General features: G+C 71.6%; 22 protein-coding genes and 1 pseudogene. 18 read left to right on the top strand and 5 right to left on the bottom strand.

The window, feature by feature from the left end:
* The first annotated feature begins 132 nt into the window (after positions 1 to 132).
* The 5 genes and pseudogenes from ABZ808_RS17750 (at position 133) to ABZ808_RS17770 (ending at position 5,085) form a co-directional block, all read left to right on the top strand.
* A complete protein-coding gene (locus ABZ808_RS17750; protein WP_357008189.1) occupies positions 133 to 1,308 on the top strand; it encodes a helix-turn-helix transcriptional regulator in 1,176 nt (391 codons plus the stop codon).
* Between the two features lie 173 nt (positions 1,309 to 1,481).
* Entirely contained in the window at positions 1,482 to 1,613 is a 132-nt protein-coding gene (locus tag ABZ808_RS17755) for a hypothetical protein (protein WP_357007317.1), read from the top strand.
* Between the two features lie 96 nt (positions 1,614 to 1,709).
* A complete protein-coding gene (locus ABZ808_RS17760) occupies positions 1,710 to 3,770 on the top strand; it encodes a hypothetical protein (protein ID WP_357007320.1) in 2,061 nt (686 codons plus the stop codon).
* A gap of 298 nt (positions 3,771 to 4,068) precedes the next feature.
* A pseudogene (locus ABZ808_RS17765) lies at positions 4,069 to 4,483 on the top strand (cyclic-phosphate processing receiver domain-containing protein).
* A gap of 188 nt (positions 4,484 to 4,671) precedes the next feature.
* Entirely contained in the window at positions 4,672 to 5,085 is a 414-nt protein-coding gene (locus ABZ808_RS17770) for a nuclear transport factor 2 family protein (protein ID WP_357007323.1), read from the top strand.
* On the opposite strand, the gene ABZ808_RS17775 is transcribed toward ABZ808_RS17770, so the two are convergent.
* The gene (locus tag ABZ808_RS17775) at positions 5,086 to 7,239 is read right to left on the bottom strand and encodes a prolyl oligopeptidase family serine peptidase (RefSeq protein ID WP_357007326.1); all 2,154 of its coding nucleotides are present in this window, start codon (positions 7,237 to 7,239) and stop codon (positions 5,086 to 5,088) included.
* Between the two features lie 86 nt (positions 7,240 to 7,325).
* Here ABZ808_RS17775 and mshB point away from each other — a divergent pair, with 86 nt between their 5' ends.
* From mshB to ABZ808_RS17790, 3 genes are all read left to right on the top strand, one after another.
* The gene (gene mshB / locus ABZ808_RS17780) at positions 7,326 to 8,252 is read left to right on the top strand and encodes an N-acetyl-1-D-myo-inositol-2-amino-2-deoxy-alpha-D-glucopyranoside deacetylase (RefSeq protein ID WP_357007328.1); all 927 of its coding nucleotides are present in this window, start codon (positions 7,326 to 7,328) and stop codon (positions 8,250 to 8,252) included.
* A 17-nt stretch (positions 8,253 to 8,269) separates the two neighbouring features.
* Entirely contained in the window at positions 8,270 to 8,704 is a 435-nt protein-coding gene (locus ABZ808_RS17785) for a hypothetical protein (RefSeq protein WP_357007331.1), read from the top strand.
* An 83-nt stretch (positions 8,705 to 8,787) separates the two neighbouring features.
* Positions 8,788 to 9,252 (top strand): hypothetical protein, encoded by a 465-nt coding sequence (locus tag ABZ808_RS17790; protein WP_357007334.1) that lies wholly within the window; start codon positions 8,788 to 8,790, stop codon positions 9,250 to 9,252.
* Positions 9,253 to 9,376: 124 nt separating this feature from the next.
* On the opposite strand, the gene ABZ808_RS17795 is transcribed toward ABZ808_RS17790, so the two are convergent.
* Positions 9,377 to 10,333, bottom strand: coding sequence for a GNAT family N-acetyltransferase (locus ABZ808_RS17795; protein WP_357007337.1), 957 nt, complete (start codon positions 10,331 to 10,333; stop codon positions 9,377 to 9,379).
* Between the two features lie 79 nt (positions 10,334 to 10,412).
* Between ABZ808_RS17795 and fdxA the strand changes: the two genes are divergently transcribed.
* Genes fdxA through ABZ808_RS17820 form a run of 5 tightly spaced genes read left to right on the top strand, consistent with a single transcriptional unit; the run spans position 10,413 to position 14,195 of the window.
* A complete protein-coding gene (gene fdxA / locus ABZ808_RS17800) occupies positions 10,413 to 10,739 on the top strand; it encodes a ferredoxin (RefSeq protein ID WP_110563518.1) in 327 nt (108 codons plus the stop codon).
* Positions 10,736 to 11,842: a succinyldiaminopimelate transaminase gene (gene dapC, locus ABZ808_RS17805; RefSeq protein ID WP_357008191.1), complete on the top strand. Its 1,107-nt coding sequence runs from the start codon at positions 10,736 to 10,738 to the stop codon at positions 11,840 to 11,842. Before fdxA ends, dapC begins: the two co-directional genes overlap by 4 nt.
* Before the next feature lie 16 nt (positions 11,843 to 11,858).
* Positions 11,859 to 12,887 carry a prephenate dehydrogenase/arogenate dehydrogenase family protein gene (locus ABZ808_RS17810; RefSeq protein WP_357007340.1) on the top strand — a complete coding sequence of 343 codons (1,029 nt, stop codon included), beginning with the start codon at positions 11,859 to 11,861 and terminating at the stop codon, positions 12,885 to 12,887.
* Positions 12,888 to 12,897: 10 nt separating this feature from the next.
* Complete coding sequence (locus ABZ808_RS17815; protein WP_357007343.1) at positions 12,898 to 13,548, top strand: SIMPL domain-containing protein; 651 nt, start codon at positions 12,898 to 12,900, stop codon at positions 13,546 to 13,548.
* Entirely contained in the window at positions 13,548 to 14,195 is a 648-nt protein-coding gene (locus ABZ808_RS17820; protein WP_357007346.1) for a nucleoside/nucleotide kinase family protein, read from the top strand. The genes ABZ808_RS17815 and ABZ808_RS17820 overlap by 1 nt, the downstream gene beginning before the upstream one ends.
* Before the next feature lie 22 nt (positions 14,196 to 14,217).
* On the opposite strand, the gene ABZ808_RS17825 is transcribed toward ABZ808_RS17820, so the two are convergent.
* Positions 14,218 to 14,775 (bottom strand): sugar O-acetyltransferase, encoded by a 558-nt coding sequence (locus tag ABZ808_RS17825; protein WP_357007348.1) that lies wholly within the window; start codon positions 14,773 to 14,775, stop codon positions 14,218 to 14,220.
* A gap of 139 nt (positions 14,776 to 14,914) precedes the next feature.
* Between ABZ808_RS17825 and ABZ808_RS17830 the strand changes: the two genes are divergently transcribed.
* Complete coding sequence (locus tag ABZ808_RS17830) at positions 14,915 to 18,280, top strand: S8 family serine peptidase (protein ID WP_357007350.1); 3,366 nt, start codon at positions 14,915 to 14,917, stop codon at positions 18,278 to 18,280.
* Positions 18,281 to 18,331: 51 nt separating this feature from the next.
* Here ABZ808_RS17830 and dapD read toward each other — a convergent pair whose 3' ends face one another.
* The gene (gene dapD, locus ABZ808_RS17835; protein WP_357007352.1) at positions 18,332 to 19,291 is read right to left on the bottom strand and encodes a 2,3,4,5-tetrahydropyridine-2,6-dicarboxylate N-succinyltransferase; all 960 of its coding nucleotides are present in this window, start codon (positions 19,289 to 19,291) and stop codon (positions 18,332 to 18,334) included.
* Positions 19,292 to 19,414: 123 nt separating this feature from the next.
* Between dapD and dapE the strand changes: the two genes are divergently transcribed.
* Positions 19,415 to 20,488, top strand: coding sequence for a succinyl-diaminopimelate desuccinylase (dapE, locus tag ABZ808_RS17840; protein ID WP_357007354.1), 1,074 nt, complete (start codon positions 19,415 to 19,417; stop codon positions 20,486 to 20,488).
* Between the two features lie 50 nt (positions 20,489 to 20,538).
* Here dapE and ABZ808_RS17845 read toward each other — a convergent pair whose 3' ends face one another.
* Positions 20,539 to 20,703 (bottom strand): hypothetical protein, encoded by a 165-nt coding sequence (locus tag ABZ808_RS17845; protein WP_357007356.1) that lies wholly within the window; start codon positions 20,701 to 20,703, stop codon positions 20,539 to 20,541.
* A gap of 154 nt (positions 20,704 to 20,857) precedes the next feature.
* Here ABZ808_RS17845 and ABZ808_RS17850 point away from each other — a divergent pair, with 154 nt between their 5' ends.
* From ABZ808_RS17850 to ABZ808_RS17860, 3 genes are all read left to right on the top strand, one after another.
* Complete coding sequence (locus tag ABZ808_RS17850; RefSeq protein WP_357007359.1) at positions 20,858 to 21,721, top strand: TIGR00730 family Rossman fold protein; 864 nt, start codon at positions 20,858 to 20,860, stop codon at positions 21,719 to 21,721.
* A complete protein-coding gene (locus ABZ808_RS17855) occupies positions 21,721 to 22,266 on the top strand; it encodes a TIGR00730 family Rossman fold protein (protein ID WP_357007362.1) in 546 nt (181 codons plus the stop codon). Before ABZ808_RS17850 ends, ABZ808_RS17855 begins: the two co-directional genes overlap by 1 nt.
* A 179-nt stretch (positions 22,267 to 22,445) precedes the next feature.
* On the top strand, positions 22,446 to 26,075 hold the full coding sequence (locus tag ABZ808_RS17860; RefSeq protein ID WP_357007365.1) for a PD-(D/E)XK nuclease family protein: 3,630 nt from the start codon (positions 22,446 to 22,448) through the stop codon (positions 26,073 to 26,075).
* Positions 26,076 to 26,081 lie beyond the last annotated feature (6 nt).

Raw genomic sequence — 26,081 nt, forward strand, 5'->3', positions numbered from 1 at the left:
GGCCATGATGACTGTCCTTGCGACGGCGGCAACGAGAGCGTCCAAATAGCACGACTACGTGTTTGCTCGATGTACTGTCCGTAGCAGTGGTCCGCCGATCCGGTCCGAGCTGTCCTGCTTGTCGATTGGGGCATCGTCGTGTCGCATGTCGATCCGCGCTTCGGTGCCCAGCTTCTTGCCCTGCGGACCAACCAGGGTTTGTCTCTACGGGCGCTCGGTCAGCTCGCCCATCGGGGTAAGAGCCACCTGCACGATCTGGAGACCGGGGCGAAGGCCCCCACTCTCGAGACGGCTCGGCACCTCGACGACGTGCTGCGAGCCGACGGGGCACTTGTCCGCCTGGTGGACGAGCCCATTGATCACGACGCTGAGGCCGGGGAGTTGCTTGCCCGGGTACGGGCCAGCGATGTCAGCGCCGAGACGCTCGCGCGGATCGAGATCGGGGTGGACGACCTGGCGAGCGCGTACGCGACCGCGCGGCCGGATGATCTGCTGCCGAGGGTGCGTCGACAGTTGGCCTATGTAGAGCGACTGCTCGACGGTCGAGGGACGTTGGCGCAGCGTCGGCGGCTCGTCGTCGCCGGTGGTTGGCTGTCGGTGCTGCGGGCGACGGTGCACATTGATCTGCTGCAACAGCCCGCAGCAGGCGCTCATCTGCGCACGGCCATGGCTCTTGCCGAACATGCCGAGCATCCGGAGATTCAGGCGTGGTGCCTGGAGACGCAGGCGTGGGACTGGCTCACTCGGGGTGACTATCGGCGGGCCATGGATCTTTCGCGGCACGCTCAGCGGGTGGCGCCTCGGGGGAGTTCGGCGCACCTCCAGGCCACCGCCCAGGAGGCGCGGGTGTGGGCGCGGTTGGCTGACGTGCGGCGGACGCGTGATGCGCTTGATCGTTTGGAGCGGTTGACGGCGAACTTGCCGGTGCCGGAGCGGGCTGAGCACCACTACCGGTACGACCCGACGAAGGCGTTGGCGTACATGGCGACCACGCTGTCGTGGGCGGGCGACCCGGCTGCGGAGCAGATCGCCCGAACTGTCCTGGCGGAGTTGGACCCGCGCGGCGATGGCGGGGAGCGGCCACGGCGCTCTGCTTCCGCTCGTCTGGATCTCGCCTTGGCGCTGCTGGCCGCCGGCCAGCCGGACGAGGCCAGCGTCGTGGCCGCCGACGCGGTCCGTTCGGGGCGAGTGGTGTCGTCGAACTGGTGGCGGGCGCGGGAAGTGCTCCGGCAGGTCGAGCACACCGGGACGGCGGAGGCGGCAGCGTTTCGCGAGGTGTACGAGGCGCACCGGCCTGTGACTCGATAGCGGACGGCACGCGCGGCCAGCGGACAGTCGCTAGCTTTCTGTCACCCCCTGTTCACCAGATGCTGTGAGTGAGGGCGGGATCGGTGCGAACAGGTCGCTAAGGCGAGACCAGACCTGCCCGTAGCCGGGCGCGGCGGTAGTGACCGCCGCCGCCCCTGCCAGCGGAGGTGGGAGTGAGCGACAAGGACGACACCGGTACGCACAACACGGGCGAGCAGCTTGACGCCGCCGAGCGGGAGGAAGCCAAACGCCGGTTGCTGGGACTGTTCGCTCGACTGGACGTAATGCCGCCCCGAATGGGCTGAAACGACCCACCATGCGCTGGGCGGAACACGACCAGTACTGTGGACAGATGGCCGTCGTACTTAGGTGCGAACCCGTCGCGAGGTGAGGAGCCTCCATTGAGTCTCGACTCGACGCGGACTTTCGACGACTTCTGCCGCGGCTTCAGGACGTCGCCGTTGCCGGGCAACCGGTCGAAGAGCTTCGGGCTTCCGGCCATGGAGCCCCGGCACTTCTTCGTGCCGCCGATCCTTCTGGAGAAGGACGACCATACCAACCCGGTGATTACTCTGGTGTCAGCGCGTGGCGCGGCTGGGAAGAGCACGGCCGCGAAGGAGCTTGCCAACCGGCTCGACGCGCCGCTATGGCGGCTGGATCTCGACAGTGCTGTCGGTGCCACATCACTGGAGTACGCGCTCGGGCGGTACCTCGAAAGCCACGACGTTATCACACGCATCGACGGCGAGACCCGTCCGCTCATCGTAATCGACTCGCTCGACGAGGCCAGGGCCCGGGTTTCCGCGATTTCGTGGCGGGAGTTCATTGAGTCGCTGGGGCGGCTCGCCCACAGTGGGCTGCACTACGTATTGTTCGGCCGCGAGCGCACACTGGAGGATCTGTGGGCGACACTCAGCGACCTTGGGCTCTCTGTAGCGTGGTGGGAAATCTCCCACCTCGCGCCGGCCCAGAGCACCGAATACGTGGACGGGGTCGTCGCGAAGCGCGAGCCCGGCACGGACTGCTCCTCCGCCGAATACCTGGCCGCTCGGGATGCACTGATCGACTCACTGCGCAGCGCCACCGAGGGAGCTTACGCTGAGGCGTTCGCGGGCTATCCCCCCGTGCTGGACGCGGTTGCGGCCATGCTCATCAAGCGGCCGAACTTCCTGGCGCTACGGCAGCAGTTCGAGGATCAAGGACCACGGGCTGAGGGACGCATCGACCTTCTGCAGGGAATTCTTGATCGGCTGCTCCGGCGAGATCAGACTAAGGTCGCCGACCTCGCCAACGAGCTGGCACTCGATCCTAATGAGGTCTACAGCCCGCGCGAGCAGATTGGCTGGCTCTGTCATTTCCTGGAGAAGGCTGAACCGCCAAAGCTTGCACATATCACCGATGTAGCCGTGCGGCAGGAGTACGTGAAGCGCATCACCGCGTTCGCGGATGACCACCCCTTCCGCTCGGAGAGCAAGTGGGCAAGTCCTGTGTTCGAGGCGTATGTAGCGTCGATCGAGTTCGACGACTCCGTTTTCTCGCCGTCGCGCATCATCGAGATCGGAGACACGTCCGGACTCTTGCTCGACTTCGTGGGCGCCAAGCCGCAGCTCATCATCAGCGAGCCCCAGTTTGCCGCGCTACACGCCTCCATTATCGCTTCCGAGTGGACGGAGTCGACGACGAGTACGTCCATCGACCAGATCGACACACTCACGTACGAGGGTGAGTTTGCGATGAAACGAGGCCGGGAAGGTGTCCGCGTCACCAAGTTCGAGCTGTCAACCGGGACCCTCAACGAGCTGCAAGTCCTCGGCCCATTAGCCGAGCTGTCAATCCGCAGCGACAGCACCGTCATCGTGCCGGGAAAGCCCCAGGGGATCGTGCTGGGTCCGGACCTGTTCATCCGCGCGAAAGCAGTCCGATTCGAAGGACCCGCGCTGGAGTTCGCGCGTCGACCCGACCTGGACGCCGCCGGCGACCAGGAGCCGTCTGTCGTAATCGAGGCCGTCGAGGCGCTGCAACTGCCTCTCACCTCGACGCAGCTGCCGCCCACGAATGAGTTCGAACTGCGAGTTCCGTCCACTATTAAAATCCGATACCCCTGGTATGAGTATCGGCTGGAGTTGGTGGACGAGGAGCTGCCCGACCAGAAGGTAATCCGATTCCTTAACAAACTGATGAATCTTACGCGTGCCCATGGGCACTCTGGCGAGCGCGGGGTTTTCATCAGGAAATTTCAGGGTCGGCAGCCATTCACGTCGTCAGAGTTCAACGTTGCTCTTGAAGCGCTCATCGCGGCCAGGGTCGTGCGTATAGACGACGAGATCGTCTTCCTGCGGCAGGAATGGGAGGCGCACCGGTACAGCGGTAAGGCCCTAAAAGGCCAGCGCCAGTTTGCCGACGTCAAGGAGGCCTGGTCTCCAGTGATCCGTTCGATTGAGAAGGCCCTTTCCGCACCTTGACGGCGAACCTACGCCAGGCGTGGTCCCACGGGAAATCGCTCCGGCCGTTGCGTGTTCCCCGGAACGAGTGATCGGCGAACGGCAACGCCGTATGGCGGCTCTTCGAAGTTGATCGGGGTGTGCTGATCGACCCTTCCAAGGGCGGCGGCTGGCAGTCTTTCTGCGATCATCTGAATGTCTGCTTCGGATAGTCACAAGCTAAGAGCTGCGCGATGGTCAACTAGGCGCCGAAGACGGCTGGCTCGGTTTCTAGGCTGTCTTTAGCCGAGGCCTCTCGGTGTCCGCTCATCGGCTCCGGATGCCGAATAACGGCGACTTCAGTCCCAATCTTTGGGCGGATGCCAGCCAGAACAAAGCCGTTCTGGTTGATGCTCTCCGTTCTTTCGTAAATGGCCGCAATGCGGAGGTGGCCCGCACGAGTGCGGCTGGGGGCCCAGCTCTTCGACAGGTACCGAGACCGGCGGCTGGACGAGTTTTGTCTGGACCATGACCCGACCATGACTGGGGTGAGGACGACACGGTCTGGCCGGTCGTGGAGGCATCGGAGCGGGCCGCCTTCGAGGAGCGCCGGCCCGTTCGACATCGGCGTCATCAACGTCCACTCTGCTAACCCGGCCGGCGCTACGAAAATCGTCCAGGTTCTGCGGCACTGGGGCTACCTGCTCCACGTCGCGTCCGGCCAGATGGAGGTCCCGCCAATGCGAGGTGACTGACGACCACCGAGAGAGCAAACACACGGTTGTCGAGCCGCGTGACTCGCGACAGATTCGGACGTTCGCACTATGAGCCTCGCTTGGTTGGCCGGTGACCGGGTGTTGCTGGCCCGCGCGGGGGTGCGGCTGGGTCAGGTGCTGCGGGCATCCGCGCGGGCAAGGCCGGTGATGGGCCGAGGGCCGCCGGATTGTCGCTGGCGGGGGCTAGGGTCCGGGCCGTGGATGACACCTCGACGGCCCGGCAGACCGCCCACGCCTACGTTGATCTTTTAGAGCGCCGCGACTGGTCCAGGTTGGCCGCCCTGCTCACCGATGACGTGGTCTACGAGATGCCGCAGACTCGGGAGCGCATTCGCGGCAAGGACGCGTTCCTGCGGTTCAACACCGAGTATCCCGGCGATTGGCACCTCCGGCCGCGACGGGTGATCGCCGACGGCCGCCTCGCAGCCCTGTGGCTCGACGTTCGCGTCGGCGTCGAGCAGCAGGAGGCGTGTGTCTGGCTTGAGATGTCCGAGCAGGGGCTGATCAGCAAGGTCATCGACTACTGGCCCGAACCGTACGATCCGCCGCCGGGCCGGGAACACCTCGTGGAGCGTTGGTGATCATGGCCGTTGCAGCAGATGGGTGCGGAGGAAGTCCAACTCCAGCGGGAGCAGACGTTCGGCGGTGCCGTTCGCGGCCATGTGCGTGGCCCCGGTCAGTGGCAGCACGGCGTGCGGGCGGCCGGTGCTCAGCAGCGCCGCCGAGAGTCGGAGCGTGTGCGCGGCCACCACGTTGTCGTCGGCCAGCCCGTGCACCAGCAGCAACGGGCGGGCCTGGTCCGGGCCGGTGACCGGCTCGGCGGCCATCTCGACCAGCGAGTGGTGCGCGTAGACGTCCATGCCGTCCTCCGGCAACCCCAGATAACGCTCGGTGTACGCCGTGTCGTAGAGCGCCCAGTCGGTCACCGGGGCACCGGCGATCCCGCACTTGAACAGCTCCGGGTGGCGCAGCACCGCCAACCCGGCCAGCCAGCCTCCGAACGACCAGCCGCGCACTCCGACCCGACCCAGATCCAGGTCCGGGTGCTTGTCGGCGAGGGCGGTCAGCGCGTCGATCTGGTCGGTGAGGATCACGTCGGCGAGCCGCCGGTGGATCGCCTTCTCGAACGACGGGGCCACTCCCGGCGTACCCCGGTTGTCGATCGTGACCACCGCGAACCCGGCGTCGGCCCACCACTGCCGCTCCAACCAGGCAGCCCGTGCCGCCACGACCTCCTGGTGCCCCGGCCCGCCGTAGATGTCCAGCAGCACCGGCAGCCGCCGGCCCGTCACGTGGTTGTCCGGGTAGAGCACCGCCGCCGGCAGCCGTCGGTCGGTCACCCGTTCCAGCAGCGGCAGCGGAGAATACGGCGGGGTGGCGGCCAGTGACCGCAGTTCGGTCAGCTCCTGGCCGGCGCGGGACACCGTCCACCGCACCCCGGCGTGATCAAGCGAGGCCGTCCCGACCACCAGCACGTCCCCGCCTACGGCCGCCGTGTGCCACCCCGAGTCGGTGGTGAGCCGCCGGGCGTCCACCCCGCCGCCGATCGTGGTGCGGACCCGGAACAGGTGCCGCTCGCTCGGCTCGCCGTCGCTCGCCTCGACCAGCAGGTCGGCCGGCCCGCTGACCGCCGGCAGCCGACCCACCACCCGACGCACGTACAGCGACGGTGGGGTGAGCAGGGTGCCGTCGGCGAACAGGCAGCGCGCGTCGTACCCGTCGTGGGCCAACTCCCCACCGACGAGCACCCGGCCGTCCGGCAGGTGCGCCGGCGTGCCGTCGATCGGTTCGACCCAGCGCGGATCGGCCAGCTCGGCGTGCACCTGCGTCTCGCCGGTGCGCGGGTCCACCGCGAGCACCAGCCCGTGCTGCTGCGAACGGCGCAGCACGGTGATCAGCGGGCTGCCCTCGACCCAACTGACCCCAGTCAGGTACGGGTAGGTCTCCCGGTCCCAGTGCACGTCGACCCAGCCGTCGTCCAGGTCCAGCAGATGCAGGCTGACCTCGGCGTTCGGGCCACCGGCACGGGGGTACGCGACGGCGGTCGGCGGGCTGGCCGGCTCGGCCGGGTCGTGCAGGTGCCAGCGCTCCAGCCGGGACTCGTCCACCCGGGCGGCGAGCACCATCCGGCCGTCCGGCGCCCACCAGTAGCCCCGGTACCGGCCGAACTCCTCGGCCGCGATGTGCTCGGCCAACCCCCAGCTCACCCCGGCGTCCTCGCCGGCCAGCAGGGTGTCCGTGCCGTCCGCCTCGATCACCCGCAGCTCACCCCGGCGCACACCGTCGGCCGCGTCGGTCACGTACGCCAGCCGCTGCCCGGTCGGATCCGGCCGAGGGTCCAGCACCGGGCCGACGGCGGCCACCTCCACCACGTCGCCGTGCACCAGGTCGGCCCGGAACAACCGCCCGGCCAGCGCGAACACCGCCACCCGGCCGGCGGCGTCCAGCGCGTACGAGCCGATGCCGGCGGCGGTGAGCCGCAGCCGCTCGCGCAGCGCCCGCTCACCGGGCGAGAGCGCCCGGACGTCACCATCGTCGCCGAGCAGGGTCGCCGGGTCGGCCACCAGTTGCTCCTCGCCGGTCGCCACGTCCAGCAGCCAGAGCGCGTCCGCCGGGTCCTCCGGCCCGGCGGAGCGCAGAAAGATCACTCGGGAGCCGTCGTCAGCCACGGAGACAGCGCGTGGCGCGCCGTGGCTGAACCGGCGGGTGCGGGCGGCCAGCTCCGGAAAGTCCACAGCCCAAATCGTAGAGCCGCGCCGGGGGTGATGTGGCCGACCTGGGCGGACGCGTCGACGACTCCCCGGCGGAACCGCCAGTTAGAGTGACCGTCGTGACGACGCTGCCCGACCGCCGCCTGCTGCTGGTCCACGCGCACCCCGACGACGAGTCGATCGGCACCGGCTCGACGATGGCCCACTACGCCGAAGCCGGCGCACACGTCACGCTGGTGACCTGCACCCTCGGCGAGGAGGGCGAGATCCACGTACCGGCCCTGTCGCAGCTCGTCGCCGCCGAGGCCGACCAGCTCGGTGGGTACCGGATCGCCGAGTTGGCCGCCGCCTGCGCCGCACTCGGCGTCACCGACCACCGCTTCCTCGGCGGCGCCGGCCGCTACCGCGACTCCGGCATGATGGGCCTCGCCACCAACCAGCACCCCCGCGCCTTCTGGCAGGCCGACCTCGACGAGGCCGCCGGGCACCTGGTGGAGATCATGCGGGAGGTACGCCCGCAGGTGCTGATCACGTACGACCCGAACGGCTTCTACGGCCACCCCGACCACATCCAGGCGCACCGGGTGGCGATGCGTGCTGTCGAGCTGGCCGCCGCCGAGGGGTGCGCCCCGCTCAAGGTGTACTGGACGGCCATGCCGCTCAGCGTGCTGGAAGCCGGCATGACGCACTTCGCCGAATCCTCGGACAACCCGTTCGCCAACATCAACGATCTCGCCGAGCTGCCCTTCGGCACCCCCGACGACCAGATCGCGGCCCGCATCGACGGCACCGACCAGCACACCGCCAAGGAAGCGGCGATGCGGGCGCACGCCACCCAGATCCCGGCCACCTCCTGGCTCTACTCGATCGCCGGCAACTTCGGCGGCGAGTTCATGGGCGTGGAGTTCTTCACCCTCGCGGTCGGCGAGAAGGGTCCGGGCACCGGCCCGTACGGCTGGGAGGACGACCTCTTCGCGGGGCTGCCCGCGGAGACCGATCCGGACCGGTCCCCGGTCGCGGCGGCCGGTCTCCGGTGACCCTGCCCGCCGCCCCGATGCCGGTCGTGGAAGATCAGGACACCCCGCCCGAGGCGGGGCCGCCGCCGCGACTGCTGGACCTGGGCCTGCGGGTGACCGGCGGGATCGTCGTGGTGGTGGCCGGGGTCCTGACCGGTGTGCTGGAGTTGCTGCTCGCCACGCTCCGCGTCGGCGGGCAGCTCATCGGTGTCTCGGTGCTGGTCGCCATCGGCGCGAACATCGCGCTGAGCTGGTTCGCGCACGAGGCGGTCGGCCGCCGGTGGGCGGTGGCGCTGCCGGCCGTGCCGTGGTTCGCCCTGATGGCGGTGGCCGCGATCCGGACCAGCGAGGGTGACCTCCTGCTGGCCGGCGACAACTGGGTCGGCCTGGCCATGATCGTGGCCGGCGCGATGACCTTCGCCGTGATGGGCTTCCGGCAGATCCTCGCCCCGCCTCCCACGCTCAACGGTTGATGACGCCACACAGGTGCGGGTGGTAGATATTCCTGCCAGGGATGCGGCCCCGCGGAACGGGGCGTACGGCAGGAGGTCGTCGGATGGACAGACGGTGGCGTGACGTCGGCGTGCTCGCGGGAGCGTTGTTCGCGGTCAACGTGGTCGCCCGGCTGATCGGCCGGTTCGGTTTCGACAATGACGACACCGCCGCCGGCTGGGTGTCGCTGGCGATGTTCGTGGTGATCGGTCTGACTCTGGCCGTGGTGGCCTTCCGCTGGGGTTGCCGCCGGCCGTTGGCCGCGTGGTCGGGCGACATGGTCGTCGTGGTGCTGGTGGCGATGGCGCTGACCGTGCTGATCGGGCCACTGCTGGTCGGCAAGAACCCGTTCGGTGATGGTGCCGGCGAGTTCTTCGCCTCGATCTGGCTCTACCTGCTCGCCACCGGCGCCGGAACGCTGATTGGATACCTGGCGGCCACCGCCCTCGGCCTCGACCACCGCTCCCAGCAGCTCAAGCGGTTCGCCGAGGTCAAGGCCGCCAAGCCCCGCCGCGTCGTCCGCCGCTGACCGCCGTCGGTCTGCGTCTGGGGGTTGATCGACTCGCTTTCGGTGATGTCGGGGTATCCCGGCTCTCGGTCACCCCGCTTTCGGTGATGTCGAGTCGATCAAGCGGTGGGCGCGCGGTCGAGGGTCAGCGCGGGGCGACCCGCGTCAGGTACGTGTGGTGGGTGCTGAAGCCGAGCCGCTGATAGAGCGCCACGGCTGCCGTGTTGCGCTGCTCGACCTGGAGGAACGCGTGCGTCGCGCCGAGGGAGGCCCCCCAGCCGACCAGCGCCGCGATCACCGCCCGCGCCAGCCCCTGCCGACGGGCCACCGGCAGCACCTCGATCAGGCTGAGGCCCAACCAGCGCCCCTGGCCGGTCACCGTGCCCCGACCGATCGCCACCAGCGCGCCGTCGGCGTACACGTGGGCGAAGCGGACCTGGTCCACGGCGGTGAGCACGTGTCGGGCGGCCTCCGGCAGGCCGCCCTTACGGCCGGCGGCGACCGCCAGCCACTCCTCGCTCGGCGCGGTGGCCAGCTCAACGACGACGCTGCTCCACTCGCCGACGTTACCGGCCAGCAGGGGGAGTGGCGCGGTCTGCACCAGTGTCGGCGGGCGGGTCGCCCAACCGCGTTCGTCCAGCTCGGCACCGACCGGCGCGGCGAGCGGCAGCGGCGTGTTGATGATCGCCGGTTGGCCCCGCTCGGCGTACCAGTGCTCGACCGCGTCCACGGCCGCCGGCAGCGGTCGGTCCGGGTCGCCGACCGGCAGCGCCGAGTTGGCCCGTCCGGTCCAGCCCTCGGCCGACCGCAGCAGCCAGTCACCGAGTCGGCCCCGGGTCGGCGCGGGCCACGCCTCGTCGGCGGCCCGCTCGAGCGCCACCACCGCCGCGGCGGTGGGTCGGCGGGTCGGCGGTACGCGCTTCGCCCGGTGCACCTGGGCCACCGGGACCCGTAGGTAGCCCTGCGCGGTGGCAAGCGTGAGATGGGTCTCGCTCAACTCCACGAGCTCACCTAGAGCATCTGAGAAGAACGGACGGCCGTCGCGAATCCCCACAATCCGGCGAACTACGATCCGGTGTCCCACATCCTGCTGTCGGAGCACGATCGACCCCCTCCCCGGCGAGATACTAGGCTCTTACCGTCGCGGGAGATCGCGGCGTGTCTTGCGGAGGAGAAGACCGGTGACCTACATCATCGCCGAGCCGTGCGTGGATGTGCTCGACAAGGCATGCATCGAGGAATGCCCGGTCGACTGCATTTACGAGGGCAACCGGATGCTCTACATCCACCCCGACGAGTGCGTCGACTGCGGTGCCTGTGAGCCTGTCTGCCCCGTGGAGGCGATCTTCTACGAGGACGACGTTCCGGAGCAGTGGAAGGACTACACCGGCGCCAACTACGAGTTCTTCGAGGAGCTGGGCTCGCCCGGCGGTGCCTCGAAGGTCGGCAAGGTGGAGAAGGACGCCACCTTCGTCGCCGCGCAGCCGCCGCGCGGCGAGGGCCACTGAACCGGCCCGCGCCGGTCTCGTCGCGGCTGCCCGAGTTCACCTGGGACACCCTGGACGCCGCGGCCACGCTGGCCGCGGCGCATCCGGAGGGCCTGATCAACCTCTCCATGGGCACGCCGGTCGACCCGGTCCCGGAGGTGATCCGTCGGGCGCTCGCTGACGCGTCCGACGCTCCCGGTTACCCGCTGACCGCCGGCACTCCGGCGCTGCGCGACGCGATCGCGGCGTGGGTCGCCCGCGCCTGCGGTGCCGGGGTCGACGGTCTCGGTGTGCTGCCGACCATCGGCTCCAAGGAACTGGTCGCCTGGCTGCCCACCCTGCTCGGCATCGGCCCGGGTGACGTGGTGGTCGTGCCGTCGATCGCGTACCCGACGTACGAGGACGGCGCCCGGCTGGCCGGCGCGACGGTGGTCCGTGCCGACTCGCTCACCGCGGTCGGGCCGACCTCCCGAGTGCGGTTGGTGTGGGTCAACTCGCCCGGCAACCCGACCGGCCAGGTGCTGCCCGCGGCGCACCTGCGCAAGGTGGTCGACTGGGCGCGGGAGCGCGGCGCGGTGGTCGCCAGCGACGAGTGCTACCTGCCACTCGGCTGGTCTGCCGAGCCGGTCTCGGTGCTGTCCCCGCAGGTCTGCGGCGGTGACTACTCCGGCGTGCTCGCTGTGCACTCGCTCTCCAAGCGGTCCAACCTCGCCGGTTACCGGGCCGGGTTCGTGGCCGGTGACCCGGCGCTCGTCGCCGAGTTGTTGAAGGTCCGTAAGCACGCCGGCATGATCGTGCCCGCGCCGGTGCAGGCAGCCATGGTGGCGGCTCTGCGGGACGAGCGGCACGCCGCCGAGCAGCGGGAGCGCTACCGCGCACGCCGGGAGGTGCTGAAGGCCGCGTTCACCGGCGCAGGCTTCACGGTCGAGCACTCGGAGGCCGGCCTCTACCTCTGGCTGACCCGTGGTGAGGCGTGCTGGGAGACGGTCGACTGGCTGGCCCGACGCGGCATCCTGGTCGCGGCCGGCGTCTTCTACGGCCCCTCCGCCGAGCAGTACGTCCGGGTGGCGCTGACCGAGTCCGACGAGCACGTCGCCGCGGTCGCCGGCCGGCTCCAGGCCTGACCCCGGGCGGCCGGCGATGACCGACGGCATGACCGGGCGGTACGCCGGAGTGCGGGCGGCGGTGCTCGGCACCGGCCTGATCGGCGGCTCGCTGCTGCTGCGCCTCGCCGACGCAGGGCTTGACGTCGCCGGCTGGGACCCGGACCCGGCGACTCGTGACCAGGCGCGCGAGCGCGGGCTGACGGCCCCGGCCACGATCGAGCAGGCCGTCGCAGGCCGGGACGTGGTCTTCCTCTGCGGCCCGCTGCCCACCCTGCCCCGGACACTGGCCCAGGTGGCCGAGTTGACCGCGCCGGGCTGTGTGCTGACCGACGTCGGCAGCACCAAGGTCGAGGTGGCCGAGATGGCCGAGCGGCTCGGGCTCACCGACCGGTTCGTGCCCGGGCACCCGATGGCCGGCGCGGAGTCCGCCGGTCTGACGGCCGCCTCCCCGACGTTGCTCGCCGGTGCCGCCTGGGTGCTCTGCCCGGCGACGGGCGCCGCGACGCTCGCCTTCCGCTGGCTGACCGGGCTGCTGGTGGACCTGTTCGGCGCCCGGGTGGTGCCGATGTCCGCGCCGGCACACGACTCGGTGGCCGCGCTCGCGTCGCACGTGCCGCACCTGCTGGCCGGCGCCCTGGCCGGGGCGGCCCAGCGGTCGCCGCTGCGGGACGCGGTGCTGGCGCTGGCGGCGGGGAGCTTCTCCGACGGCACCCGGGTCGCCGGCACGCCGGCCGAGCGGACGGCGAACATGCTGCTCGGCAACCGCGATCGGGTGCTGCACGAGTTGGCCGAGGTCCGCGTACTCCTGGACGAGCTGGCAGCCGCGCTGCGGGCCGGCGACGCGGCGGCCCTGACCGGCGGGTACGCGGAGGCCGGCGCGGCCCGGTCGGCGCTGCTGGGCCGCCGGTTCACCGGGCTGGAGCAGGATTTCCCGGTCGGTGGCGACCATGCTGCCGAGGTGGCCTGGTTGGGTGATCTGGGTGCGGCCGGCGGGCACCTGACCGGGTGCCGGATCGGCTCGGACGCTGTCTCCTACAGCGCCTGGTGGCCAGTGGCTGACTAAGCTGACAGCCATGGCGATGGACGGCCCGGTGGTGGAGGTGCGCGGCGAGGCGTACCGGGAGGTGCCGCCCGAGCTGGCCCGCTTCGCGGTCACCGCGAAGGCCCGTGACCGCGATCGGGAGACGACGCTGACCCGGCTGGCCGAGCGGGCCGCCGCCGTGCGGGTGCTGCTGGACGGCTCAGAGCAGACGGTGGCCCGGCGGGAGACCGGCGACCTGCGGGTCTGGCCCGAGACGCGGCGCTCCGGCGAGCGCGTGGTGGCCTGGCACGGCAGCGTCACCACCACTGTCACGGTCACCGACTTCACCGCGCTCGGCGAGCTGATGCTCCGGCTGGCCGATCAGGACCAGGTCGAGGTGGCCGGGCCCTGGTGGGAGCTGCGTACGGACAGCCCCGCGCACCGCGAGGCGCGGCACGCCGCGATCAGCGACGCGCTGCTGCGCGCCCGGGAGTACGCCGAGGCGCTCGGTGCCCGGGTCACCGCCCTGATCGAGCTGGCCGACACCGGCCCGGCCGACCGGCCGATGTTCGCCCGCGCGGCGTTCGAGGTCGGGGGCGGCGCGGGTGGCGGTGTGCCCGACCTGGAGCTGGACCCTCAGCCGCAGACCGTCCAGGCTGCCGTGCGGGCGCGGTTCACGATCAGCGAACCGGTGCTGGGCTGATGACGCCGGCCCGGGTGCTGGCCTTCGACGAGCTGGTGGCCCGGGCGCGGGCGCTGGCCGAGGCCGGTCCGCGCCAACTGCTCGGCATCACCGGGGCACCCGGTGCCGGCAAGTCCACGCTCGCCGAGCGGGTCGTCGCCGAGGTCGGGCCGAGCGCTCGGCTGGTGCCGATGGACGGCTTCCACCTGGCGCAGTCGGAGCTGGTCCGGCTGGGCCGCGCCGACCGCAAGGGCGCGGTCGACACCTTCGACGCCAACGGGTACGTCTCGCTGCTGCGCCGGTTGCACCGGCTGGAGCCGACCTCGGTGTACGCGCCGGAGTTCCGCCGGGAGCTGGAGGAGCCGGTGGCGGGGTCGATCGAGGTGCCGCCGTCGGTCCGCCTGGTGGTGACCGAGGGCAACTACTTGCTGCTGCCGGACTTCCCGTGGCAGGAGGTCCGGACGCTGTTGCACGAGGTGTGGTTCCTCGACCTGGACGTCGAGCTGCGTCTGCGCCGGTTGACCGCCCGGCACGAGGCGTTCGGGCGTTCGCCGGAAGAGGCGCGGGCCTGGGCGCTGGGCAGCGACGAGGCCAACGCCGCCCTGATCACGCCCACCGCCGACAAGGCCGACCTGGTGGTCCGCCTGCCCGAGCCGCCAGCCGCCTGACCGCCCGTCGGGGTCGACGCCGTCAGGCCAGTTCGCGGACCGGCCGGGCGGGATTGCCGACGGCGACGACGTTGGCGGGCAGGTCCCGGGTGACCACCGCGCCCGCGCCGACGACGGTGTTCGCGCCGATCGTCACCCCGGCCAGCACGATCGCGCCGCCGCCGAGCCAGACGTTGTCCCCGATCGTGATCGGCTTGGCGGCCTCCCACTTGTCGCGCCGGGGGTCGGGTTCCACCGGGTGGGTCGGGGTGAGGAGCTGCACATTCGGACCGACCTGGACGTCCGCGCCGATGGTGATCGGGGCGACGTCGAGGAAGACCGACTGGTAGTTGACGAAGCTGCGGGGCCCGATCCGGATCTGCCAGCCGTAGTCGCAGTAGAACGGTGGCCGGATCCAGGTGTCCTCACCGAGCTGACCGAGCAGTTCGCGCAGCGCCGCGAGCTGTGCCTGCGGATCGGCCGCGGGGCTGGTGTTGAAGCGTTCCATCAGCAGGGCGGCCCGGTCCCGGTCGGCGACGATCTCGGGGTCGTCGGCGAGGTAGGGCTCGCCGGCGAGCATGCGGTCCTTCATGGAGGTCACCGCCCGATCATGCCGTCCCTGGTCCGCGACGGTTGTTCAGATCGTCATATTCGGGACTTCCATCTGCATACCCAGTATGCAACTCTGATGACTGTCAATGCGTCTCCCGTGGTAAGGACGTTCCACCGAGGAGGATCCGTTGCACCACATCAGAAGATTGGCCGCTCTCGGCCTCGTGTCCGTACTGGCGCTCGCCGCGCCGGTCCCCGCCCCCGCCTCCGCCGCTGTGCCCGGTACGCCGGACCGGGCGGGCCTGGCGACCCGCCCGGCCACCCCGGGTGCGCCCATCGCCGACCGATCGGCCACGGTCACCCTCATCACCGGTGACCGGGTGACCGTCAGCGGGTCCGGCGCCGCCGTCCGACCGGGCGTCGGCCGCGAGGACGTACGGTTCCTCGTTCGACGCGAACGCGGCCACCTGTCGGTGACGCCACAGGACGCGTTGCCACTGCTCCGCGCAGGCCGGGTCGACCCGCGACTCTTCGACGTCACCGAGTTGGTCGAATCGGGCTACGACGACGCCCACCGGAACACCCTGCCGCTGCTCGTCTCGTACGGCTCGGCGGGCACCGCCCGAACTGTGGCCGGCGCGCTGCCCGGTGCCCGGGTGACCCAGGATCTGCCGGCGATCCGCGGCGCAGCCCTGAGCACCGGCAAGTCCTCCCTCGGCGCGGTCTGGGCGACGATCACCACCGGCCCCGGCGCGGCCCGGCTCGGCGCGGCGGGGGGCGTCGAGCGGATCTGGTTGGACGGTCGCCGCCGGGTGACCCTTGATCACAGCGTGCCGCAGATCGGCGCGCCAGCCGCGTGGGCGGCCGGGCTCACCGGCAAGGGGGTGTCCGTGGCCGTGTTGGACACCGGCGTCGACGCGACCCATCCGGACCTGGCCGGCAAGGTGGCCGAGGCACGCAACTTCACCGAAGTCACCGACGGTCGGGACACGGTCGGTCACGGCACCCACGTGGCCTCGACCATCGCCGGCACCGGAGCGGCCTCCGGCGGTAAGTACCGGGGCGTGGCGCCGGATGCGACGCTGCTGGACGGCAAGGTCTGCGAGGACGCCGGGTGCACCGAATCGGCGATCCTCGCCGGAATGCAGTGGGCCGCGGTGGAGAAGAAGGCCTCCGTGATCAACATGAGCCTCAGCGGCTGGGACACCCCGGAGGTCGACCCGCTGGAGGAGGCGGTGCAGACCCTGACCGCGCAGACCGGCGCCCTCTTCGTCACCGCCGCCGGCAACAGCGGCGCGGACGGCTCGGTCGGCTCCCCGGCCAGCGCGGACGCCGCGCTCGCCGTGGGCGCGGTGGACCGCGACGACGAGCTGGCCGACTTCTCCAGCCGGGGTCCTCGCGTCGGGGACGACGCCATCAAGCCGGACATCACCGCGCCAGGCGTCGACATCGTCGCCGCACGAGCCGCCAACGGTGTGATCGGCGACCCGGTGGGGGAGCGCTACGTCGCGATCTCCGGCACCTCCATGGCCACCCCGCACGTGGCCGGGTCGGCGGCGCTGCTGGCCCAGCAGCATCCGGGCTGGCGGGCCGAGCGGCTCAAGGCGACCCTGATGGCCGCCGCCAAGCCGCACCCGACGCAGACCGCCTACCAGCAGGGCGCCGGGCGGGTCGACATCGCTCACACGATCACCCAGCTGGTCAGCACCGAGCCGGCGAGTGTCTCGTTCGGGCGCGCCCTCTGGCCGCACGGCGACGACGCCCCGATCACCCGCACGGTGACCTGGCGCAACGACGGTCCCGGCCCGGTCACCCTGGACCTGAGCGTCGAGGGCGCGGGCCCCGACGGGCGGGCGCTTCCGGCCGGCATGTTCCAGCTCGGCGCGAGCCAGCTCACCGTGCCGGCGGGCGGCACGGCCGCGACCACTGTCACCGCGGACACGCGGCTCGGCGACGTCGACGGCTACTGGACCGGACGGGTCGTCGCCCGCTCCGGGTCGACGGTCGCGGTCACGCCGCTGGCCGTGCACCGGGAGGTGGAGAGCTACACGCTGACGGTGGAGCACCTGAACCGCGCCGGTGTGCGAACGGCGGACTACTCCACGCTCCTGGTCGGGCTGGCTGGCTTCGGCTTCTGGGACCTCTACGGCACCGACGGGGTGGCCACGGTACGGCTGCCCAAGGGGAAGTACGGCCTGAACAGCCTGGTCTTCGAGGCCGGGCCGGACGATGAGCCGGCCGGGCTGTCCATGCTGGCGCAGCCCGAGCTGACCGTGGAGCGCGACACGCGGATCACCGTCGATGCCCGTTGGGCGAAGCCGGTTCGGACGACCATCCCGGAACGGGGTGCCACCCCGGAGTTGATCGATGTCAGCACGGTCTTCACCGCCGATGACGGCAGTTCGTACGGCATCGGGCTCTGGACGGACACCTTCACCGGCCTGACCACCGGCCCGATCGGCAAGCCGGCCTCCGCGGACCGGTTCGTGGCCACCGTCAGCAGTCAGTGGATCAAGCCGGGCGCGGCGCCCAGCCCCTACCTGTACGCGCTGGCCGAAGCGGTCCCGGGCCGGATGCCTACCGGCTTCGTCCGGAACTACGCGCGGCGGGACCTGGCCACAGTCGTGCACCAGTTCCGGGGCGGCTACCCGGGGCTGGAGGCCGAACGGCTGGTGCTGGCCGATGTGGGGTACAACACCGGCGGCTCCGCGTTGGTCCTACCCACAGCCGTACCGGGTCAGCGGGTCGAGCACTACAACACCCGGGGCGTGAAGTGGGAGTCCGAGATCGGCTTCGGGACGCGGGACGAGGACGGCTGGCTGAACCTGAAGGCGCTGCTCTCCTCCACACCCACCGCGTACCGGGCCGGGCGGACCGTCGGAGAGGACTGGAACCAGGCGCCGTACGGGCCGTCGTTCCCGGCCCCGCGCTGGCCCGAGCAGAGCGTCACCCGGATCGGTGACACCATCCTGGTCGGGCTGCCGATCTTCAGCGACGCAGCGGGGCACCCGGGCGGTTCACTCACCGACACCGAGCGAACCAGCCTGTGGCGCAACGGGAAGCTGGTCGGCGAGAGCGAGTTCGCCGGCTACGGCGAGTTCGCAGTGCCGCCGGGCGCGGCGGACTACCGGCTCAGCACGTCGGCTACGCGTAGCTTCACCGACCTGAGCACCGAGGTGGAGTCGAGCTGGACCTTCCGGTCGAAGCACGTCGCCGGTGACGCGCCGGCCCGGTTGCCCCTGATGGCGGTGCGCTTCGCGCCTCCGCTGCGGGTCGACAACAGCGCTCCGGCCGGGCGGAGCTTCGTCGTCCCGGTGCGGGTGGAGCCGCAGCCCGGCGCGCCGGCCGCCCGGGTGCAGAAGTTGACAGTCGACGTCTCCTACGACGGCGGCAAGACCTGGCGGGCCGCCCAGGTCCGCAAGGGCGGGCACGGCTGGACGGCCACCGTCCGGCATCCCGCCGGGCCCGGTTACGCGTCCCTGCGGGCCACCGCCCGGGACGCCGCAGGCAACACGGTGACCCAACGGATCATCCAGGCGTACCGGTTGCGCTGAGGCGTACCCCCTCCGGGTCCGCGGCCGAGCGCCGCGGACCCGGCGGGTACGTCAGTCGTTGGCGTGCAGGGCGGCGTTCAGCTCGATGCCCCGGCCGGTACGCGGGCGGGCCTCCAACGCGCCGGTCACCGAGTTGCGCCAGAACAGCAGGCCGTCGACGCCGGACAGTTCGCGGGCCTTGACCACCCGGCCGTCCGGCAGGGTGATCTTGGAGGCGGCGGTGATGTAGCACCCCGCCTCGACCACGCAGTCGTCGCCGAGGGAGATGCCGACACCGGCGTTCGCGCCGATCAGGCTGCGCTCGCCGATGCTCACCCTGTCGGTGCCGCCACCGGAGAGCGTGCCCATGATCGAGGCGCCGCCGCCGACGTCGGAGCCGTCGCCGACCAGCACGCCCTGCACGATCCGGCCCTCCACCATCGAGGTGCCCACGGTGCCGGCGTTGAAGTTGACGAAGCCCTCGTGCATCACGGTGGTGCCGGCGGCCAGGTGCGCGCCGAGCCGGACCCGGTCCGCGTCGGCGATCCGCACACCCGAGGGCACCACGTAGTCGGTCATCCGGGGGAACTTGTCCACGCCGTACACCGCCAGGTGGCGGCCGGCGGCCCGCTCGATCACCCGCAGCTCGTCCACCCGCTCCGGCGGGCACGGCCCGGCGGAGGTCCAGGCCACGTTGGCCAGCTTGCCGAAGATGCCGTCGAGGTTGAGCTGGTTGGGTCGCACCAGGCGGTGGGAGAGCAGGTGCAAACGGAGGTACGCGTCCGGGGCGTCCTTGATCGGGTCGTCCAGCGAGCCGATGACGGTGACCACCTGCACGGTACGCAGACCAGGCAGCGGCCGGTCGCCGAGCGCCGTCGGCGGCAGGTCGAGCACGTCCGACTGGTCCTCACCGGCGACCAGCGGCAGCTCACCCAGGCCCAGCTTGCCGGTCGGGTACCAGGTGTCGAGCACCTGCTCGTCTGCGGTCACCGTCGCCAGGCCGATGCCCCAGGCGGAATCTGCGGACGTCACTGTTTCACCTCTCGGTCGCGGCCGGGCCGGCCTCTGCGCACGACTGCGGGGCTTCCCACGCTCGCCCCGGTGGCCCGTAAGCTCGCTCTTCGCGCTGACAGACCTGAAGGTACCGTGCGAACCATGGAGAACCCGCTGACCCCCGAGGTCCTCGCCGATCCGGTGCAGCTGACCCGCGTACTGGTCGACATAGAGTCCGTGTCCCTCAACGAGAAGGCGATCGCCGACTGCGTCGAAGAGGTGCTGCGGGGCGTACCGCACCTGACCACCCACCGGCACGGCAACACGATCATGGCGCGCACCGACCTCGGTCGGTCGCAGCGCGTCGTGCTGGCCGGGCACCTGGACACGGTGCCGCTGAACAACAACTTCCCGTCGACCATGCGCGGCGACCTGATGTACGGCTGCGGCACCTCCGACATGAAGTCTGGCGTCGCGTACGCGCTGCACCTGGCCGTGACGTTGCCCGAGCCGCGCTACGACGTGACGTACTTCTTCTACGAGGCCGAGGAGATCGAGTCCCGGTACAACGGGCTGACCCTGGTCGGCCAGGCGTTCCCGGAGTGGCTGGAGGCGGACTTCGCGGTGTTGCTGGAGCCCACGTACGGCATCGTCGAGGCGGGCTGCCAGGGCACCATGCGGGCCATCGTGACGACGACGGGTGAGCGGGCGCACGCGGCGCGCTCCTGGCACGGTGTGAACGCGATCCACGCGGCCGGTGAGGTGCTGCGGCGACTCCAGGCGTACGAGGCCCGCCGGGTCACCATCGAGGGGTGCGACTACCGCGAGGGCATGAACGCGGTGCGGATCAACGGTGGTGTCGCCGGCAACGTGATCCCCGATCACTGCGAGATCGAGGTCAACTACCGGTACGCGCCGGACCGTGACCCGGCGGCGGCGGAGGCGCACCTGCGGGAGGTCTTCGCTGGCTTCGAGGTGAAGGTGACCGACGCGGCGGCCGGCGCGCCTCCCGGGCTGGAGGCCGCTCCGGCGAAGGAGTTCGTGGCGGCGGTGGGCGCGGCGCCCATCGGCAAGCTGGGCTGGACGGACGTGGCCCGGTTCGCGGCCATGGGGATCCCCGCGCTGAACTTCGGCCCGGGTGACCCCAACCTCGCCCACCACAAGGACGAGCACGTAGAGATCAGCAAGATCCGCGACGGTGCGGCAACCCTGCACCGCTGGCTGGCCCCGGCCTGACTCGGCCGTGTCCACACCGCCGGCTCTCGCCGGTGATCAAGAGGTTCGCGTCAGCCTGGCCCGTTGTCGGCGGCGCGAACCTCTTGATCGGTTCCGGAGGCGGCGGGCGACAGGGCAGGGTCCAGCAGGCGGGTGCGGCGGCGCTCGGCCACCACATCTCGGATCCGTCGCTGCATCTGTCGACGGATCCGGATCATCTCGCTGTTGCTGATCACGCTGTCTCCTCCCCCGAAGGCGCGCGCCCGGGCATACCCGGTATGTGAATAGTAAGACGTACGGGGAAGCCAAATAGTTGCCCAAGATCATGAACTTTTTCTCGCCGTTCCTGCCCCGCGCACCGGGCAGGTACGGCTCCACTACGGTTGCTGCATGAGCCAGAGCAACGCGCGGGAGGCCGGTCGCGGTCCAGGTCAGGAGCGGCATCGGGGCGCGGTCACGCTGCGCCGGGGGGCGATCCCGACCAGCACTGCCGACCAGCGACTGCTGGATTCGCGTGGGCGGGGCGACTGGAAGACCAGGGACGCCTGGCGTGCGCTGCGCATCCTGTCCGAGTTCGTCGAGGGTTTCGACACCCTCGCCGACCTGCCGCCGGCGGTGAGCGTCTTCGGTTCCGCGCGCAGCAGCCCGGACAGCGCCGAGTGCCAGCTCGCCGAGCAGGTGGGCGCCGCGCTGGCCCGCGCCGGCTACGCGGTGATCACCGGGGGTGGGCCGGGTGTGATGGAGGCCGCCAACCGGGGCGCCAGCGAGGCCGGTGGCCTCTCCGTCGGGCTCGGCATCGAGCTCCCGTTCGAGCAGGGCCTCAACGACTGGGTCGATCTGGCCATCGACTTCCGCTACTTCTTCGCCCGCAAGACGATGTTCGTCAAGTACGCGCAGGCGTTCGTCGTGCTGCCCGGCGGCTTCGGCACCCTGGACGAGCTGTTCGAGGCGCTCACCCTGGTGCAGACCGGCAAGGTCACCCGGTTCCCGGTCGTCATGATGGGCGTCGCCTACTGGCAGGGGCTGCTCGACTGGCTGCGCGACACGATGGCCGCCGAAGGCAAGATCGGCCCGGTCGACCTCGACCTGATCTGCGTCACCGACGACGTCAACGCGGCGGTCCGCCACATCGTCGAGGCCGAGGCGGCGCTCTCCGTCGAGCAGGAGGCGGTCCGCGACGAGGCCGTCGCCCGTACCGGTGCCGACCAGCAGGCCGCCGCCGAGCAGGCCGCCGACCAGTCCCGGGAGAGCTGATGGCGGCGATCTGTGTCTTCTGCGCCTCGTCGCGCACCCTCGACCAGCGCTGGTTGGACCTCGCCTACGAGACCGGCGCGGAGCTGGCCCGGCGCGGGCACACGCTGGTCAGCGGCGGTGGCCGTGTCGGCATGATGGGTGCCCTGGTCGACGGCGCCCGAGTCGCTGGGGGGCGCACCGTGGGCGTGATCCCGCAGCTGCTGGTCGATCTGGAGGTCGCCGACCTGGCTTCGGACGAGCTGCTGGTGACCGACTCGATGGCCAGCCGCAAGACCGTGATGATCGACAAGTCGGACGCGTTTCTCACCCTGCCCGGCGGGCTGGGCACCCTGGACGAGCTGTTCGAGGTCTGGACCACCGCCACCCTCGCCCTGCACCGTAAGCCGATGGTGCTGGTCGACACCGACGGCTTCTACCGCCCGCTGCTGGACTGGCTCGACACGATCACCGACCAGAACTTCCTCAAACCCGGCGGCCGCGACCTCCTAACGGTGGCCCCCACCGTCCCAGAAGCCCTAAACACCCTGGAATCCGCCCTAACCTAACCCGCTGGACCCCCACCGCGGCCCCGCCCCCGCTCTCGCCCCGTGCTCTCGCCCCGTTGATCATGAAGTTAGCGACGTCGTTGTCGGCGTGTCGTGCTGCTAACTTCATGATCGACGGTGGTAGATGGGGTGGTTGGGTGGTGTGGGTGGGTGTCATATGGGCGTGATGGGATGAGCTGATGCAGGCGTACCGGTTGGTGCGGCGGTCCGGTGGGCCGGCGCCGGAGGGCGGGGGCGCGCCGGCCAGCGGCGTCGTGCCCGCCGGCAGCGGTGCGTCCCAGGGCCATGCCGTGTCCGCGGGCAACGCCGTGGCCGAGGGTCATGCCGTGTCCGAGGCCGAGGTGTACGGGGTCGGTGGGGCCACCGAGGCCGCCGAGGCCGTGCTTGCCGTCGGAGGGCTGGGTTGGCGGGTCGACCCGGCGCAGGCGGAGGTCGTCGGGCACACCGACGGGCCGATGCTGGTGCTCGGCGGCCCCGGCACCGGCAAGACCAGCACCCTCGTCGAGGCGGTCGCCGCCCGGGTCGCCGAGGGGGTCGATCCTGAGCGGATCCTCGTGCTCACCTTCGGTCGCCGTGCCGCCACCGCGCTGCGCCAGCGCATCGAGGCCCGGGTCGCGCAGGACGGCCACCGGGTGCTGCGCGAGCCGCTGGTCCGCACCTTCCCGGCGTACGCCTTCGGGCTGCTGCGCCGGGCCGCCGCCGAACGCGGCGAGCCGTCGCCCCGCCTGCTCACCGGCCCCGAGCAGGATCTGATCATCCGCGAGCTGTTGGACGTGGTGGGCGAGGAGCCCGAGGACGACCCGGTCGGTTGGCCCACCGACCTGCGCCCGGCCCTGCGGACCAGGGCGTTCGCCAGTCAACTGCGCGACTTGCTCATGCGCGCCGCCGAGCGCGGTGTCGGGCCGGTCGACCTGGCCCGGCTGGGCGAGAAGCTCGGCCGCGCCGACTGGCCGGCCGCCGCGCGCTTCCTGCGGGAGTACGTCGCGGTGCTCGCGCTGCGCGACGTCAGCAACCGGGGCTCGATCGCGTACGACCCGGCGGAACTGGTCCGCGCGGCCACCGGGCTGCTGCGCGACGACGAGGAACTGCTGGCCGCCGAGCGTCGCCGACTCGCCCACGTGTACGTCGACGAGCTGGCCGACACCGACCCCGCCCAGGTCGAACTGCTGTCGGTGATCGCCGGCGCCGGCAAGTCGCTTGTCGCGTTCGCCGACCCGGATTCCTCCACGTACGCCTTCCGGGGCGCCGACCCGGCTGCGGTCAGCGCCTTCCCACACCGTTTCCGCACCGCCTCCGGCGCGCCGGCCGCGCAGGTGCTGCTGACCACGTCGTACCGGGCCGGGCCCGACCTGCTCGCCGCGATCGCCCGGCTGGGCCGCCGGTTGCGCGGCCCTGCGGCGCACCGCCGGCTGCGTCCCCTGCCGGATGCGCCCGCCGGCGTGGTCGAGGTGCACACGTTCCGCTCGGCGACCAGTGAGGCCGCCTGGTTGGCGCACGCGCTGCGCTCCGCCCACCTGCTCGACGGCGTGCCATGGTCGCGGATGGCGGTGCTGGTGCGCTCCACCGCGCTGCAGTTGCCCAGCCTGCAACGGGCGCTGCACGCGGCCGGCGTACCGACCGTGGTGCACGGCGAGGACCTGCCGTTGCATCTCCAGCCGGCGGTGGCGCCGCTGCTGCTCCTGCTGCGCTGCGCGCTGGAGCCGGAGCGACTGGACGAGGAGGCGGCGGTTGCGCTGCTGCACTCGCCGCTGGGCGGAGCGGACCCGCTGGCCGAGCGGCGGCTGCGGCAGGGCCTGCGCGCGATGGCGCTCGCCGGTGGTGACCGGCGCCCGTCCGGGGAGCTGATCGTCGAGGCGCTGAGCGACCCGGCCGAGCTGGCCGGCATCGACCGGCGGTGGGCGGAGCACGCCCAGGCGGTGGCCGGGCTGCTCGCCACGGCTCGGGACGCCGCCGCCCGGCCCGGCGCGACCGCCGAGACCGTGCTCTGGGCCGTCTGGCACGGCAGCGGGCTGGCCGAGCGCTGGGCGGGCGCGATCGGTCAGGGGCGTCCGGAGGCTGGCGAGGGGGACCTGGCGCGGCGGCGGCGGGCCGAGGCGGCCGACCGGGACCTGGACGCCGTGCTGGTGCTCTTCGACGCGGCGGCCCGTTTCACCGACCGGCTGCCCGGTGCCCGTACCGAGGTCTTCCTCGACCACGTGCTCGCCCAGGACCTCCCGGCGGACACCATCGCGCCGACCGCCGATCGGGGTGCCGCGGTCCGGTTGCTCACCGCGCACGCCGCGAAGGGCCTGGAGTGGGACCTGGTCGCGGTGGCCGGTGTGCAGGAGGGCATCTGGCCGGACCTGCGACTGCGCGGCAGCCTGCTCGGCTCGGAACGGCTGGTCGACGTGCTCGCCGGCCGGTCCGTGGGAGGTGCCCGCGCGGCGAACGTCGTGGGACAGACCTCGGCGCTGTTGGACGAGGAACGCCGGCTGTTCCACGTCGCCATCAGCCGCGCCCGGCACCGACTACTGGTCAGCGCGGTGGCGTCGGCGGCGGTCGGCGGGGACGACCACGAGGAGCAGCCGAGCCGGTTCCTCCACGAACTGCGCCCGACCACCCCGCCGGCGCCGCCGGACGGCTCCGGGCCGGTCGATCCGCCCTCGACGCCCGGCCCACGCACCGGCCCGCCGACCGCTGGTCCCCCCGACGGCGACGACCCGCACACCACGCCCAGCGGCGACGGTGCGGCCGGCGGTGGCGGCTCGGCTGGTGACGGCGACGATGGGCCGGACCGGCCGGGGGCTCTGCCGGTGACCCGTCCGCCCCGGGCGCTCACTCTGCCGGCGCTGGTTGCGGAACTGCGTACCGCCATCACCGACCCGGCCGCCCCGGCCGGCCGGCGGCGCGCGGCGGCGGCCGAACTGGCGCGGCTCGCCGCCGCCGGCGTGCCAGGCGCGCACCCGGACGACTGGTGGGGGCTGCGCGCGCTCTCCGACGACCGGCCGCTGGTCGACGAGGGGGAGCCGGTGCGGGTCACCCCGTCGGCGATGGAGAGCGCGCTGCGGTGCAGCCTGCGTTGGCTGCTGGAACGGCACGGCGGCAGTGGCCCGACCAGCACGGCGCAGGGGGTGGGCAACCTGGTGCACGCCGCCGCGATGCTGGCCGAGGACGCCAGTGCCGACCGGGGTGCGCTGCTCGACTACGTGGCCGCCCGGTTCGACGCGATCGAGTTGGCCGCCCGGTGGATGGCCGGCCCGGAGCGGGAGCGCGCCGAGGCGATGGTCGACAAGCTGCTGCGTTGGCTGGCCACCAACCCGCGTCGGCTGCTCGCCATCGAGCACGAGTTCGCGGTGCGCCTGGACGATCCGCACCGGCCCGTGGAGCTGACCGGCCGGGTCGACCGGCTGGAGGTCGACGAGGACGGGCGGCTGGTGGTGATCGACCTGAAGACCGGCAAGTCCACCGCGGTCACCGGCACCGAGTTGGCCGAGCATCCGCAGCTCGGCGCCTACCAGGCGGCGGTGGAGGCGGGGGCGTTCGCCGAGTTCGGCGACGAGTCCGGTGGCGCGGCGCTCGTGCAGCTCGGCACCTCCGCGAAGGATGCCCGGGAGCAGAACCAGCCGGCGGCGGGCGAGGGTCCGGCGGCCGGCTGGGCGACGGCGCTGGTTCGGCGGACCGCCGATACGATGGCAGCCGCCACGTTCGCCGCGGTGGCCAACTCGAAGTGCCGGGTCTGCCCGGTGCGTACCAGTTGCCCGGTCTCCGGGCAGGGCCGCCAGGTCGTCGAGCCGCCGACCGTCCGGCGCACCCGTGAGGGCGAGGAGTGAGCCGGT

The organism is Micromonospora sp. NPDC047527, assembly GCF_040643015.1.
Lineage (GTDB): Bacteria > Actinomycetota > Actinomycetes > Mycobacteriales > Micromonosporaceae > Micromonospora.